Annotated in this window: 15 protein-coding genes; 4 read left to right on the forward strand and 11 right to left on the reverse strand. The window is 64.7% G+C overall.

The genetic code is table 11. From position 1 onward, the window contains the following. Positions 1-200: 200 nt before the first annotated feature. A complete protein-coding gene (locus tag CYD53_RS25120; RefSeq protein WP_425428342.1) occupies positions 201-572 on the reverse strand; it encodes a c-type cytochrome in 372 nt (123 codons plus the stop codon). A gap of 535 nt (positions 573-1,107) precedes the next feature. Here CYD53_RS25120 and CYD53_RS25125 point away from each other — a divergent pair. Continuing rightward, on the forward strand, positions 1,108-1,350 hold the full coding sequence (locus tag CYD53_RS25125; RefSeq protein WP_103720830.1) for a hypothetical protein: 243 nt from the start codon (positions 1,108-1,110) through the stop codon (positions 1,348-1,350). Positions 1,351-1,597: 247 nt separating this feature from the next. Beyond that, the gene (locus CYD53_RS25130) at positions 1,598-1,819 is read left to right on the forward strand and encodes a YgaP family membrane protein (RefSeq protein WP_103720831.1); all 222 of its coding nucleotides are present in this window, start codon (positions 1,598-1,600) and stop codon (positions 1,817-1,819) included. Positions 1,820-1,934: 115 nt separating this feature from the next. On the opposite strand, the gene CYD53_RS25135 is transcribed toward CYD53_RS25130, so the two are convergent. The 5 genes from CYD53_RS25135 to CYD53_RS25155 all read right to left on the reverse strand — a co-directional run bounded on the left by CYD53_RS25135 (position 1,935) and on the right by CYD53_RS25155 (position 5,914). Continuing rightward, positions 1,935-2,447 carry a baeRF12 domain-containing protein gene (locus CYD53_RS25135; protein WP_245928424.1) on the reverse strand — a complete coding sequence of 171 codons (513 nt, stop codon included), beginning with the start codon at positions 2,445-2,447 and terminating at the stop codon, positions 1,935-1,937. A gap of 99 nt (positions 2,448-2,546) precedes the next feature. Beyond that, positions 2,547-2,876, reverse strand: a complete 330-nt coding sequence (locus tag CYD53_RS25140; protein ID WP_245928425.1) for a c-type cytochrome — start codon at positions 2,874-2,876, stop codon at positions 2,547-2,549. Between the two features lie 76 nt (positions 2,877-2,952). Continuing rightward, positions 2,953-3,345 carry a c-type cytochrome gene (locus CYD53_RS25145; protein ID WP_146056005.1) on the reverse strand — a complete coding sequence of 131 codons (393 nt, stop codon included), beginning with the start codon at positions 3,343-3,345 and terminating at the stop codon, positions 2,953-2,955. A gap of 327 nt (positions 3,346-3,672) precedes the next feature. Continuing rightward, the gene (locus tag CYD53_RS25150; protein ID WP_103720834.1) at positions 3,673-4,587 is read right to left on the reverse strand and encodes an amidohydrolase family protein; all 915 of its coding nucleotides are present in this window, start codon (positions 4,585-4,587) and stop codon (positions 3,673-3,675) included. Between the two features lie 13 nt (positions 4,588-4,600). Then, complete coding sequence (locus tag CYD53_RS25155) at positions 4,601-5,914, reverse strand: MFS transporter (protein ID WP_103720860.1); 1,314 nt, start codon at positions 5,912-5,914, stop codon at positions 4,601-4,603. Positions 5,915-6,149: 235 nt separating this feature from the next. Between CYD53_RS25155 and CYD53_RS25160 the strand changes: the two genes are divergently transcribed. Together CYD53_RS25160 and CYD53_RS25165 are read left to right on the forward strand one after the other, a co-directional pair. Further along, positions 6,150-7,127, forward strand: a complete 978-nt coding sequence (locus CYD53_RS25160) for a LysR family transcriptional regulator (RefSeq protein WP_245928426.1) — start codon at positions 6,150-6,152, stop codon at positions 7,125-7,127. Positions 7,128-7,320: 193 nt separating this feature from the next. Next, positions 7,321-7,854 carry a hypothetical protein gene (locus CYD53_RS25165; protein ID WP_103720835.1) on the forward strand — a complete coding sequence of 178 codons (534 nt, stop codon included), beginning with the start codon at positions 7,321-7,323 and terminating at the stop codon, positions 7,852-7,854. 71 nt (positions 7,855-7,925) lie between these two features. Here the strand turns inward: CYD53_RS25165 and CYD53_RS25170 are convergent, their stop codons facing one another. The 5 genes from CYD53_RS25170 to CYD53_RS25190 form a co-directional block, all read right to left on the reverse strand. Continuing rightward, on the reverse strand, positions 7,926-8,594 hold the full coding sequence (locus CYD53_RS25170) for a cyclase family protein (RefSeq protein ID WP_103720836.1): 669 nt from the start codon (positions 8,592-8,594) through the stop codon (positions 7,926-7,928). Further along, complete coding sequence (locus tag CYD53_RS25175) at positions 8,594-9,589, reverse strand: TRAP transporter substrate-binding protein (RefSeq protein ID WP_103720837.1); 996 nt, start codon at positions 9,587-9,589, stop codon at positions 8,594-8,596. The genes CYD53_RS25170 and CYD53_RS25175 overlap by 1 nt, the downstream gene beginning before the upstream one ends. Positions 9,590-9,627: 38 nt before the next feature. Further along, the gene (locus tag CYD53_RS25180) at positions 9,628-10,911 is read right to left on the reverse strand and encodes a TRAP transporter large permease (RefSeq protein WP_103720838.1); all 1,284 of its coding nucleotides are present in this window, start codon (positions 10,909-10,911) and stop codon (positions 9,628-9,630) included. Then, the gene (locus CYD53_RS25185) at positions 10,908-11,453 is read right to left on the reverse strand and encodes a TRAP transporter small permease (protein WP_103720839.1); all 546 of its coding nucleotides are present in this window, start codon (positions 11,451-11,453) and stop codon (positions 10,908-10,910) included. Before CYD53_RS25185 ends, CYD53_RS25180 begins: the two co-directional genes overlap by 4 nt. An 851-nt stretch (positions 11,454-12,304) precedes the next feature. Continuing rightward, the gene (locus CYD53_RS25190) at positions 12,305-12,610 is read right to left on the reverse strand and encodes a hypothetical protein (RefSeq protein WP_103720840.1); all 306 of its coding nucleotides are present in this window, start codon (positions 12,608-12,610) and stop codon (positions 12,305-12,307) included. Positions 12,611-13,192 lie beyond the last annotated feature (582 nt).

The raw sequence follows: 13,192 nt of genomic DNA on the forward strand, positions 1-13,192 counted from the left end.
GTCTTCCAGCCATGGCCGAACCTCAGGTTCGCCTTGACGACCACGCGCCTAACCCGGCGCAAACCCTTCACGGAGGGCTGGGAGGCATTCAAGCCTTCAGCCCATAGTCACCCAATGTTGTCGTCCTGCTTACGATGGTTGTCAATTGATGTCAGGTTTGATGCTGACGGCTCCCATGCTGCAGTCCTGCGGCGATCCGGTTATTTTTTCTTTCCGTCAGCGTCAAATTGCTTGAGAAAGGCGACGACGTCGTCAATTTCCTGATCGGATTTGAGGCCCGGAAACACCATCTTGGTGCCGGGGACTTTCACTTGCGGTGCCCTGATGTAGTCACGGAACGTCGCTTCGTCCCAGGTGATGCCGGAATTCTTGTTGGCGGGCGAATAGCTGTAGCCTTCGATCGAGCCCGCCGGCCGGCCGAACAGGCCGTTCAGCTTCGGCCCCACGGCGTTCCTGGCGGTTTCGCCGATCTGGTGGCAGGCGCGGCATCTCTGGAAAATCTTTTCGCCTGCGGCAGGGTCGCCAGCCGCTTCGGCTGACAGGGGGCATGCCACCAGAATCAACGAGGCGATTACAGTCCAGGGTGCCACGGGCATCCTCCTCCAAGCTCAGAGGGGATCTTTTCGCTGGACTGGCGACCGCGCCGCACAGCCCCTACGATAACTTATACGATCGTTGGCTCGCTTCAATCCAGGGACATCGCGCGTTACCTCGATCTCGTCGACTATACCCCTGAGGCGCGATTGGCTTGACCAGGCTGGCGCTCGGCAAGGAGGGATTTTGCGACGAAGCAAGGGCCTTGACGATTGGCCGCGTCGTTGAGCGATCGCGAGAACAGAAAACGGTCGATCCGACGCCCGCAATCTGATGGCGACGGTCGGAGCATCGAAACGCACGGCGTTGGAGCAGGCCAGTTTGCGCACCCCAAACAGGGCTGACGATGCATGCACCACCCCTGCCGCTCGATGAGGGCGCCGTCGCTGCTCTTGCCGCCATGCCGCGCGGAGCCTGCTGGCTTCGCTTCGGCGCGTCCCAACCAGGGCGCGCCCGGGAACAACTCGCTGCCCGGATGGATTATGGAGATGACTCGGGTGAGGGAGCGGGCCAGTGCCAGATCGCCGCGACGCCGACCGCTTTCGGACCGTGCCGCTTCACGTGGCACTGGGCGCGTTGTTGGGCGCTGCGACCTATCTTGTCATCGTCGCAGTCGAGATTGGCTTCATGGGCGGCATGCTGGCGGTCGAGGCCGCGCAGACGCAACTCTGGCTCGTGATGCTCGGCGTCTTTGCCAGCAATGGTGCGGTCGGCTCGGGCCTCACTGCCTTCTATTTCCTGGCGATGGAAAGCTGATGGCGATCCCGACTCCAGGCGAGGGACGGAGCACCATTTCTCACCGCGCAGGCGGGCAACGCCATTTCGCCGGTTTCCGCGCCGCCTCGATATTCAATTGGCGATTGAACGACATGGGGAAGGCGTCAGACGCTGCCAGCCCTTCGATGTCGTCTGCGAGGTTGAGCTGCGTCAATCGTCCGGGCGGACCATTGGGCTAAGCTGCATGCGAGGTGGCGTATTATGCACCTTGCCGGGAGATCACATCATGAATGTCGGTGCCTATGATCGCGCTTTGCGTTTTGGCCTGGGCGTCGTTCTGGTTGCGGCTGCTTTCATTCCGCAAGCCGCTGGTTTGCTCGCAGGCTGGGGCAACTGGAAATATGCGTTGACGGCGGCTGGTGTGGTGATGCTCGGCACGGCGCTGTTCCGCGTCTGCCCTGCTTACACCCTGCTTGGCATCAGCACCTGCCCGGCCGAGCGGCGCTGACATCGCGGCAACCGCCTTCACGCCACCGTTCGCCGACCGGGCGGGCTCAGCGCGATATGTCTCTTCGGCGTCGCGTCGGCATGACCGCGAGGTCGCGCCGACGCCGTTAGCTGGCCTATGCCGCTTGGAGGGCTGCGATCAGGTCCGGCCCGGTTTTCCCGATCAGGTCCTTCGAGACATCCGCCACAAGCGCGACCTCAAGCTGCTTATGATAATGTCGACGCATTTCGCCCAATGTCCGGGGCGAAGCGACGATCACGAGCTTCTCGATCTTGTGCCCGAGGACCTGTGTGTTGAGCCACTGCGTTGCAGCGGCCGCGTGAGCATCCTCGTCGATCTGATGGCCTGTCGGGTTGGCCGAACTGGAGTCGCGACCGGCTCCGCCGGCCTTGTTGCTCTCGTCGAGATCAGGAGAGACCAGGGCCGCGAGTTCGGGGTTCGATTCGTCGCCCGTGTTGCGGTGAAGCTCGAAATGTTTTCCATCAACCAGCGCGACGACGGCACCATGTGGCAGCTGCATCAGTATCTCCTCACTCGAACGATCCGGCCAGACGTGAAGCGGTAGCGCAAGCGTGGACTGTCGATCGGAGGGACAAGTCCAGGGACCCGCGCGCTTCACCTGGGTCATGGCCTAACCAGACTGGGAGCGGATCGTTCCACTGGCTCATGGACGTGGCGCGGCCGAACTGAGGCATGATTCGAATGATGCCTCCACCGCCCGCGGGCCTCAGCGCGCCCTGAGGCTCAGGATATAGGCGATGACGTCGTCGGTTTCGTCTCGCGTGAGCTGATAGCGCGGCATGTTGCCATGCGGCGTCTGCAGGAAGACGCGCAACGACAGCTCGGTCTGCGACGCCATGTCGGCGACAGCGCCGAAGCCGGGCGGAACCCGGCGGGGATCGCGACTGGCTCCGTCGATCTGATGGCACTGGCTGCACAATGACGTGGCGACCTCCCGGCCGGCCCGCGCATCGCCGATGCTTTGTGCCAGAGCAGGTACTGCGCCCAACAGGGCGGCGCAGAGCATCAACAATCCCCAGCGGCCGTGGGACGCCATCATCGGTCTTTGTCGCCTGGTCCTGATCGCCGTCATCGCGCTCATCTCCCTTTTCGCCGCAGAAGTCCCTTTTCGGTCAGGGCGTCGGCTTCCACTTGCGCGAAATCCGCCTGATATAGGCCACGAGACCGTCGGTCTCGTTCTCCAGCAGGTTGAACTCGGGCATGCCGGGATGGCGAATGACGGTGCCGTCGATCAGGACGGGCGCCGGGTTGTTGCCGGGATAGCGCTCGGCGATCAGCGGAAAGGGCGGTGATTTCGGGTTGGGGCTGAGGCCGGTCGCCTCGATCGCATGGCAGCCGCCGCAGTAGCGCTGCGCGACGCGCTTGCCGATCCGGGCGCTTTCAGCGTTGTCCGGCCGCTGCGCATCGGCCGGCATGGCCCAACCCGGCTGCATCGTGATCAGAGCGCCACCGAGGGCACCGAATGCGAGCATCAGCAGCCGTATCGTCGCGATCGAAAACATCATCAGCGCTCCAAGCATCTGCCTGTGTGCCCCCGCTGCGCCGCCATGGCCTTGATCGAGGTCAATCGCCGGCCGCGATGCTTCATGCACTGCCGCGGCGTCGGCGGTGATGGTCAGGAAAGCTGTTTGGATAGTCGAGCCCTCATCCTGAGGAGCCGCGCAGCGGCGTCTCGAAGGATGCTCCAGACGGTTCGGGAGCCTCTTGAAGCATCCTTCGAGACGCCATTCCCTCGGGAATGGCTCCTCAGGATGAGGGCTCAGGGACTTTCCAAACAGTCTCTTGGGTCGGCTCGCCATGTGATCCATGTCCGGCCGGGTGACCTGGCTCTGCTAGCCCAGCCGGTAGGTTTCGCGCGCCGTTCCGGCGAACAGGCGCAATTGCTCGTCCTGCGCAAAGCGTGCCGCGATCGTCTTGAAGCCGGTATAGATCTGGTCGAACGAGCCGCAGAGGCTGTCGACCGGGAAGTTGCTGGCGAACATGGATCGCTCGGTGCCGAACATCGCGATGATCTCCTCGACGATCCAGCGATTATCCGCCACGGTCCAGGGACGGTCGGGCAGGCCGATGCCGGAGATCTTGACGCGCAGATTGGGGCGATCGGCCAGGCGCGCCATGGCGGCGTGCCAGCCTGCAAGCCCGCGTTCGCTGCGATCGGCCGGCAGGCCGGCATGGTTGAGCACAATGGTCGTGGCCGGGAAGCTGCGGGCGAGGTCCTCCGCCTCGTGCAGGTTCCACCAGGGCGTCTGCAGATCGAAGTTGAGGCCATGCCGCCCGAGGCACTCATAGCCCTGGCGCCAGCGCTCGCTCGACATCAGCGTGCGCTGGGCGCCGACATCCTCGGGCCGCTGCGGCCCGCCCGGCTTGTGCCGCACGCTGCGCACGAGGGCGAAGGCGGCCTGTCCGGCGATGACCGCTGCGGCCTCAGAGCGGTCGAGCCGGGCCTGCGCCACGATGGCATTGGGCACGCCGAAGCGCTCGGCCAGGCTCGTCGCGTAGCGTGTCTCGCCGATCGGGTCGTTCTCGTCCCACTCCGTCTCGACATAGACGGTCTGGCGGACATCATGCCCGGCGGCATCGGCAAAATAGTCGTCGGGCAGGTAGCGGCGCTTGATCGCCGAATAATCGCCGTAGCGGAAGGGGATCCTGGCCTCCGGCTTCAGCCAGGGATGGGGATTGCTGGCCGGGTCCCAGAAATGCTGGTGCGCATCGACGATCGGCCCCTGCCAGAGAGTCAATTCGGTCACGTTTTCAGTTCTCTCAGCGGGCTTCCGCGTCCTGGAAGTCGATCAGCATGGTGCCGACGACATAGAGGGCGGCGCAGGCGGCGAAGAAATAGAGCACCATCAGATAGGTGCCGGTGGCCTGCAGGATCAGGCCGGTGATGATCGGGATGGCGATGCCGCTGGCGCTGCCGGCAAAATTCATCGCGCCACCGACGATGCCGACCTTCTCGCGGGGCGCCAGGATCGCCGGCAGGCTCCAGTAGAGGCTGCCGAAATAGAGCAGGAACAGCGTCACCGAGAGCAGTGCCACCGCCATCACCGGGTCCGCGACCTCGGGCAAGGCAAGGAAGGAGAGCATGACGCCGAGACCGCTGAAGCCCAAAGCCAGCTTGTAGGTCACGCTGCGGCGCAGGCCTTTCTCCTGCAATTTGTCGACGAGGAAGCCGCTGAGCAGCGAGCCGAACATGCCGGAGAGGAAGATCACGAAGGTCGCGCCGCCCATCTGCTTGAGATCGAAACCGCGGGCCTGGGCGAGATAGCTCGGCCCCCAGGTCAGCAAGCCGAAATTGATCATGGCCCAGCTCATGCGGCCGAGGAGGATGGCCGAAAGCGAGCGCGGCGAGATCTGCTTCGGGGCGGCCGCTTCCGCGGAGGCTGCGCTCGCGGCGGAGGCCTCGATCAGGGCGAGTTCCCGGGCATCGACGCCGGGATGCTCGGCCGGAGCGTCGCGCAGATACCACCAGGCGAGATAGCCGAGCAGGATGGTCGCGACACCCGCGACGATGAAGGCGGTGCGCCAGGAGCCGAAGGCCAGGATCAGCCAGGCGATGATGACGCCCCCAAAAGCCGCGCCCAGCGGCGCGCCGCTATCCATCAGCACGGCTCCGCGTCCGCGCTCCCTAGGCGACAGCCAGATCGAGTTGAGCTTGGCGCCGGCTGGAAACAGCGGCGCCTCCGCCGCGCCAAGTCCGATGCGGCTGAGGAGCAGGGTGACGCCGCCGGTGCACAGGCCGGCGATCGTCTGGAAGATGCCCCAGCCGATGGTCGCACCGGTGATCAGGGCGCGCGGGCCGAATTTATCGATCAGCCAGCCGCCGGGGATCTGCAGCGCGGCATAGCTCCAGAAGAAGGCGCTGAGGATCAGCCCCTGCATCGCGGGTTCGAGATTGAACTCCTTGGCGATGGTCGGCATGGCGATCGAGAGCGCCGTGCGATCGATCAGGTTGATGACCACCAGCACGAAGACGATGCCGAAGATGCGCCAGCGCACCGTGGTGCCGGCCGAGGCGGTGGCCGCCGCCTGGCCGATGCCGCCCTGCGGCGCGTGAGTCTGGTCCAATCCCGACATGGCATCCCCTCCGGCCGGCTGCGCCGGCTCATGCGTTTCCAAGGGATGGCGTTTCCGACGGGAAGCGGATGCGCGACAGCGCGCAGGGTCCGTCCGTAAGCGGCGCTTCTCCCGATCGCCGGCGATGCGTGCCGCCGGCGTTATTGGGTCAGAGGCTAATCCGGTCTGATATGCCTTGATAATGAAGATTGGCGATGATGTGATCGCCAAAACGATATCACCGGGGAGGCCCCGCATGACGCAGACCATGGCCGAGCCGGGCGCCTCGCTGCTGCGGCGATTGAAGAACCGGCAGCTCCTCCTGCTGATTGCGATCGACGAAGCCCAAAGCCTGCGGCGGGCGGCCGCCCGGCTGAACATGACGCAGCCGAGCGCGACCAAGCTGCTGCAGGATCTGGAGGCGACGCTCGGCCTGCCGCTGTTCGAGCGCGGGCGGCGCGGCCTGAAGGCCACGGTCTATGGCGAGGTGATGACGCGTCATGCGCGATTGATCCTGAACGATCTCGACCGGACGCGGCTCGAGCTCGCGGCGCTCGCCTCCGGTGCGACAGGGCGCCTGAAGATCGGCGCGGTCATCAGCGCCATCCCGTTCCTGCTCGCCAGGGCAGTCGCGGCGCTCAAGCGCGACAGGCCGCGGCTCGATGTCTCCATCGATGTCGGAACCAGCGACGCCCTGGTCCCGATGCTGGCGAAGGGCGAGCTCGACGTGCTGCTCGCGCGCCCGCTGGCGCTCGCGGGACGCACCGAGTTCGACTATGAGGATTTGATCGACGAGCCGCTGCATATCGTGGCCCGGCTCGGTCATCCCTTGATGGCGGCCAGCTCGCTCGGCCTTGCCGATCTGGCCTCCTGGCCCTGGACGCTGCTGCCCGCCGCTTCGCCGATGCGCAAGGTCCTCGCCCCGCTCTTCGCGGAGATGATGACCCACCAGCCGCTCGATGTCGTCGAAACCTCGTCGATGATGACGATGGTCGCCTTGCTGCAGGAAAGCGACATGCTGGCGGTGATGCCGGCCGATGTCGCCGAATTCAACATCAGGCACGGCTTGCTCTGCCGCCTGAACGTCGCGGTCCCGCCGATCATGGGCTCCTACGGCGTCGTCACCCGCCGCGACCGGCCGCTCTCGCCGGGCACGACGGCGTTCATCGGCTGTCTGAAGGACTGCCTTGTCGGGAGTGACGCGTCGCCGCCTTCGCCTGAGTGTCCGCGGTGATCGCTGGGAAGAAGCCGGCCCGGAGGAGCTGGAGCGTTTCGAGCGAAGCGGATAGCGGCTCGCTCGCGACAAACGCGAAGCGTTTGCGCGGAGAAAACGCGCTACAACAAAGCTCCGGGCGGGTACGGCCCGCTGCGGGCGAGGCGTTGCCGAAACCGCTGCAAAGACTGAAACATTCAGAGAACCACCAGACGTGAGACGCCATCCCGATCTCAGCGCCATCCCTGCCGAAATCCGGCGCGCGGCCTGCGCGTTTCATGAGGCCGGCCACATCATCGTCGGCTGGCATCACGAGCGCTACGTCACCCATGCCTGGCTTCGGCCGCCTTTGGGCGTCAGCGGCGAGACCTGTTTCGAGCCCTACCGGAAAGGCTTCCGGACCGAACGGTCGGCGGATCTCCGGCGCGCCGAGGTCGAGGTGACGATCCTGTCCGCCGGCCATTGCGGCGAGATGATCTACTGGAATGAGGGGGAGGGGCTCAGATGGTATCCGGGCGCGATCCATTCCCATGACGATGATCTGGAACAGATGCGGCCCTATATCGCCTTTCTGCAGCCAGCCGACGAGGCCGCCCTGCTGGCGCGCTGCGCCAGGGCCGCCACCGCAATCCTCTACAACCCCGCCATGCGCGTGGCCCAGAAGGCCATCGCCAATGTGCTGTTCGAACGGCGGCGTATCGATCGCGACGAGGTCGACGCGATCATCAGGCGCCCGAGCGCACGCTGAAGGCCAGCCCCGCGTCATTCCCGGAACCGGTGCGGCGAGGCTCGGCTGTCGGGGCGCGTTCGCCGCGCGGCTCAGATGAGCCCTTCGATCGCAAAGATGCGGGCCGGCGAGCCATCCGCATGCGGCAGCTTCAGCGGCGCGGCGCAAAGGAAGGTCCTTGGCTTCTTCAAGGCGCCGGTGTTCACGACATATTCGATCAGGGTGATCCCCGCACGCAGGCAGATGTCATGGGTGACGTGCTCCTCGAAGGGCACATGCTTGTTGTCGAGCAGAAGCCTGATCGGGAAATCCTGCGGAAAGTCGAAGGCGAGCGCGGTCGGGTTGCGCGATTTCAGCCAGAGCGCGGCGTCGCGGGTCAGATAGGGCGCGTCGAGCCAGAATTCGCGCGTCCTGTAGTCCCGCTTCTCGCCCCATCCGCTCGCCAGGAGCAGGATCTCGCCATCGGGGCCGCCACGGTCGGCGGCGGCGAGCCGCTCGGCATCGATCGCCTGATGGGCGGCGACGTCGCGCAGATCCAGCACCCGGCATGGGCCGACGACGCGCGAAAGCGCCGTCGCCTCGATCGTCGGGCTATGGGCGATGACATGGGCCTGGGCATCGACATGGGAGAAGCCGTGGCAGGTCATGCTGATTCGCGAGACGCGGAACTGGTCGCCGGCTGCGATGTCGCCCTTGATCGCAAGCTCGACGGGCCAGCGGAAATGCGGCTCGATCGTCATGGAGAGGTCGATGATCTCCATCAGATGGCCGCCTTCTTGATCGCCTCGAGCGTCTCGCCGCCGAACTTCGTCACGAACTCCTTCTCGACTTCGGCGGTGACGATCCTGGAGAAGGAGTCGCGGTCCGGCGTTTCCACCGCCTGCATCCCCGCTTTCTTGAGTTCCGCCAGGCTCGACCCTTCCGTGCCCTCGTTCATCCCGCGCTGGACGACAGCCAGTTCGAGAGCGGTCTCGGCGAGGAGCTTTTGCAGCTCGGGCGCCATCGCATCGAACTTGGCCTTGTTCATCACCACGGGCCCGGTGGTGAAGGCGTGGCGGGTCAGCGACAGATGCTTCTGGACCTCGCTGAACTTGGCGTTGAGGATCAGCGTCACCGGGTTCTCCTGGCCGTCGACCGCGCCGGTCTCGAGCGCGGAGAACAATTCGGTGAAGGCCATCGGCGTCGGCACGGCCCCGAGCAGCTGGAAGGCGCGGATATGCGCGGGGTTGGGCGTGGTGCGGATCTTCAGGCCCTTGATGTCGGCGGCCGTCACGACGGGGCGGCGGCTGTTGGTCAGGTTGCGCCAGCCGATCTCCCAGGTCGCGAGGGCTTTCAGATTCGAGGCTTCGAGCTCCTGGCGCAAGCCATCGCCGATCGGCCCGTCCATCACCGCCGCGACATGCTTGCGGCTCTGGAACAGGAACGGCAGGTCCAGGACGTTCAGCTTCGGCGCCAATCCGGTGAAGAACGGGTTGCCCGTCAGGCAGATGTCGAGCGAGCCGCCGCGAACCGCGCTGATCGTCTGCGAATCCGAGCCGAGCGCGCCGTTGGCGAAGACCTGGACCTCGAGCTTGCCGGCGCTCTTCGCCTTGACCTTCTCGGCGAACTGGAGCGCGGCCTTGTGCCAGCTATCCGATTCGGGATGGGGATGGGCGAAGCGCAGTTTCGCCGCCTGGGCATGTGCGGGTCGGCCGATGGAAAAGAGGGCAAGCCCGGCGCCGGCTGTGGCAAGGGCGGTGCGTCTGGTGATCGTCATGGGGGCCTCCTCCTGATTGTTCTTGTGCGTGGGCTGCCTCAGCGCCCGTAGAACCATTTTGCCGGCACCATGACGATCTCCGGAAAGAGCGTCAGCAGGACCAGAACTGCGACCTGCGCGAGCAGGAAGGGCATGACGCCGCGGATGACCTTGTCCATCGGAATGCGGCCGACCGCGCAGACGACGTTCAGCACGGTGCCCACCGGCGGCGTCAGCAATCCGATGGCGTTGTTCATGATGAAGAGGACGCCGAAATAGACCGGGTCGATCCCGGCCTGCTTGACGATCGGCATCAGCACGGGCGTCAGGATCAGGACCGTGGGGATGAAGTCGAGAGCCGTGCCGACCACGACGACGAGCAGCATCATCGCGATCATCAGGAGCATCTTGTATTCGATCAGCGGGCCGAGCATGGCGCCGACTTCGGCCGGTATGTTGGCGATGGTGATCAGCCAGGCCGAGACAAGCGCGGCGGCGACCAGGAACATGACCGAGGCCGACATTTTCAGCGCCGCCAGGAAGGCCGGGCGCAGATATTCGACCTTCAGCTCGCGATAGACGAACATGCCGACGAAGAGCGAATAGACCGCGGCCACCACAGCAGCCTCGGTCGGCGTGAAGGCGCCGACCTTCATGCCGCCGATGATCATGAACGGCAGAAGCAGGGCCCAGAAGCCATCGAGCGCCGCCTTGACGATGCTCTTCACGCTGGGGCGCGGCAGTGCCGAGACCGGCTCGTCCTTGGCCAGGACGTACCAGGTGATCGCCAGGGCCAGCCCCATCAGCAGGCCCGGGACGATGCCGGCCAGGAATAGGCGCGTGATCGACACGCCGGCGGCCACGCCGAAGACGACGAAGCCGATCGAGGGCGGAATCACCGGCGCGATGATGCCGCCGGCTGCAATCAAGCCGCAGCTGCGGTCGAGGCGGTAGCCGGCCTGCCGCATCATCGGAATGAGCAGAGCCGCCAGGGCCGCGGTGTCGGCCACCGCCGAGCCGGAGATGCTCGCCATCACGATCGCCGCGAGCACGGCGACATAGCCAAGCCCACCGCGCACATGCCCGATCAGCGCCATCGCGAAGGCGATGATCCGCTTCGAGAGGCCGCCGGCATTCATCAATTCGCCGGCCAGCATGAAGAAGGGCACGGCCATCAAGGGAAAGCTGTCGGCGCCTCCGATGAGGTTCTGCGCGAGAATCTGGGCGTCGAACGCGTCGAGATGGATCATCAGGGCGACGCCGCAGACCAGGAGCGAAGTCGCGATCGGCATGCCGAGCGCCATGGCGCCCAGAAGCGAGACGAGGAAGACGAGGATGGTCATGAGCGCGGGCGCTCTTGGTTATGCGCTTCGAAGGCGGCCAATTCCTCCGATTCCGCTCCGGTGATCAGCTGGTCGGGAGGCAGGCGTCCGCTCACGAGCTTGATGAGCGTCACGATGTTGATGAGACCGATGCCGAGCCCGCAGGCCAGGCCCGCCAGGTAGAAGATCGCGGTCGGCACGCCCAGCACCGGGGACAGGTTGCTGAAATTGATACTGCTCTGCAGCCAGCATCCCCAGACCAGCAATGTCATGCACAGCAGCGAGAGCCCCTCGGCCAGCAGACGCGCGAACCAGCGCCCGCGCAGCCCCAGCATCTGCACGACGGTCGTCATGCCGAGATGCCCGCCCTCCAGCGCGACCAGGAAGGCCCCGCCGAATGTCAGCCAGACGAAGATCATCCGCGAGGCCTCATCCGACATCGTGATGCCGGAGTTGAACAGATAGCGCAGCACGACATTGCCGAAGACCATGATGATCATCACGACGAAGGCTGCGATCAGCAGGTTCTCGAGCGAGCGAAGGAAGGCTTTGGGCAAGTGCATCGCGGGTCAGCTCGTCGAACGGGCAGGGAACGCTTTGGGGGCAAGGAATGCTTTGGAGAGTGGCGAGGAGGCTTTGTCGGCCTGCGCGGAGTTCAAGCGGGACCGACGGCATCGCCCTGCCGGCGGCCGGAGCAGGCCGCGCCTCTCATGACATCGGGCAGCGATCGAGCGGCTGATCGGCGATGACGGATACGCGAGCGCGCATGGGCGCACCTCCGTGGTTTCCTGGCCCTGAATGACCGCCGGTTCGAGCCAGCAATCTTATTGTATGCTGTATACTGCACGCCGCTATTTGGACTGTCAAATGCAGGATCGCGCGATCTGCAGGCAGGTTGCTGCGAGCGTGGGACTGGCCGATGCGAGGCGGCGGGACCGACGATTTCCAGGTGCTCTCTTCCGCCGAACTCACGGGCGAGCGCCTTCTATCGGAGTGCGCCGTGAAAGGCCGCGGCGCTCGTCGGGCGGGCCGGCGGCGCAGCCATCAGCCGCACTATCGCCGGAACGGTGCTCCGAATTCACCAACGGCTCTGGGCGGTCGGTTCCCGCCAGGCAGCTTGGCGCGGACCTGATCTGAAGATGGTACGGAACTCGGCCCGTTTTCGCTGCCGGCGCCCAGTTTGGGAGAGCAACGCTTCACCGCACGGAGCTATTGGAGCAAACTTCGGAAGATGGCTTGCCGGGCTTCGGTAATGAGGGTTTTACAATGGAGAGACGATCGAGGGAGGAAAAACTCGATTGTTCGAACAGGGCTAGAGCAACTTCCGATCCAACCGGATCGGTCAATAGCCATAGCCCTGTGTTTTAACGCGTTTTCTTCATGAAAACCGGATTCCACTTCGCTTGAAAACGCTCTAGGCGCGCCAAAATGCCCGTTTAAGCTTGGCTACATATGCCGCTATGGAAACGGTGTTCGACGATCGGCTGTGCTCTGGCTTCCTGCTGGCCATGGCCGCGACGGTCACCACGATCACCGCCTCAGTGACATCGCTACATCTCTCCAGAGCTTCATGGACAAGGTCGGTCAGATCATCAGCGCTCTCGGGAGAGGCAGGGCGCCATGGAAAGGACGCCAATTTCGTGCCGTTCATCTTGGCATGAGTTTCGTCCAGCAGCGTCAGGACACCGAGCACTGTTTCAATCGGGTTTGCTACACCCATGCCTATCCCCCTTGTAAAAAAGCTGCCCGGAACGCTGAAGCCGCCCCTTGCTACACAATATCATACCCACGTCTCAAATACATGCGAGTGCCATGCTTCATTCTTTCCAGTGCGCTGCGAGTATGATGCTGCCTCGGAGGCGGATAGTGCGGCAGTCGGGCGCGCGAAGCCTTGCCGCCTGTTCTGGAAGCCATGATCGGCTTGGCGATCTCCATGAGTGCGTTGCTGTCGGTTGGTGTGCCAAGGACAATGAGGTCGGCTGGGTTGCCGGGGGCTCGTCCACAATCGCCAGGATTCATCGGCCGCGCGGGCCGTTCATCACGAGGTCGAGACGGGGTTGGAAGCCGTTCGGGCCACCCTGCGCGAATCGGCATGGAAATTCGCCATGCGCAGCAGGGAGCCATCGCTGAAGCGCGGGAACGGGTTGAGGAGACTGGCTCGGCGATCGCCGAGCCGATGGTCGACGTTCAGTTCGGGTCCCCCAAGGTGCAATAGTATTCGACAGCCCTGCCCGATGCCATCGTGAAGCCGGGCGAGAAAGCTCGAACAGTGATCGTAGCAAATTCGACAACGCGCCGACCG

Source organism: Allobosea psychrotolerans, assembly GCF_002917105.1.
GTDB lineage: Bacteria > Pseudomonadota > Alphaproteobacteria > Rhizobiales > Beijerinckiaceae > Allobosea > Allobosea psychrotolerans.

Excerpts from the sequence above, each read along its gene's own strand:
- CYD53_RS25130 (WP_103720831.1), top strand. The coding sequence starts at position 1,598 with ATGAATGTCGGTGCCTATGATCGCGCTTTGCGTTTTGGCCTGGGCGTC.
- CYD53_RS25135 (WP_245928424.1), bottom strand. The coding sequence starts at position 2,447 with ATGACCCAGGTGAAGCGCGCGGGTCCCTGGACTTGTCCCTCCGATCGA.
- CYD53_RS25140 (WP_245928425.1), bottom strand. The coding sequence starts at position 2,876 with ATGGCGTCCCACGGCCGCTGGGGATTGTTGATGCTCTGCGCCGCCCTG.
- CYD53_RS25145 (WP_146056005.1), bottom strand. The coding sequence starts at position 3,345 with ATGATGTTTTCGATCGCGACGATACGGCTGCTGATGCTCGCATTCGGT.
- CYD53_RS25155 (WP_103720860.1), bottom strand. The coding sequence starts at position 5,914 with ATGTCGGGATTGGACCAGACTCACGCGCCGCAGGGCGGCATCGGCCAG.
- CYD53_RS25160 (WP_245928426.1), top strand. The coding sequence starts at position 6,150 with ATGACGCAGACCATGGCCGAGCCGGGCGCCTCGCTGCTGCGGCGATTG.
- CYD53_RS25170 (WP_103720836.1), bottom strand. The coding sequence starts at position 8,594 with ATGGAGATCATCGACCTCTCCATGACGATCGAGCCGCATTTCCGCTGG.
- CYD53_RS25175 (WP_103720837.1), bottom strand. The coding sequence starts at position 9,589 with ATGACGATCACCAGACGCACCGCCCTTGCCACAGCCGGCGCCGGGCTT.
- CYD53_RS25180 (WP_103720838.1), bottom strand. The coding sequence starts at position 10,911 with ATGACCATCCTCGTCTTCCTCGTCTCGCTTCTGGGCGCCATGGCGCTC.
- CYD53_RS25185 (WP_103720839.1), bottom strand. The coding sequence starts at position 11,453 with ATGCACTTGCCCAAAGCCTTCCTTCGCTCGCTCGAGAACCTGCTGATC.
- CYD53_RS25190 (WP_103720840.1), bottom strand. The coding sequence starts at position 12,610 with ATGGGTGTAGCAAACCCGATTGAAACAGTGCTCGGTGTCCTGACGCTG.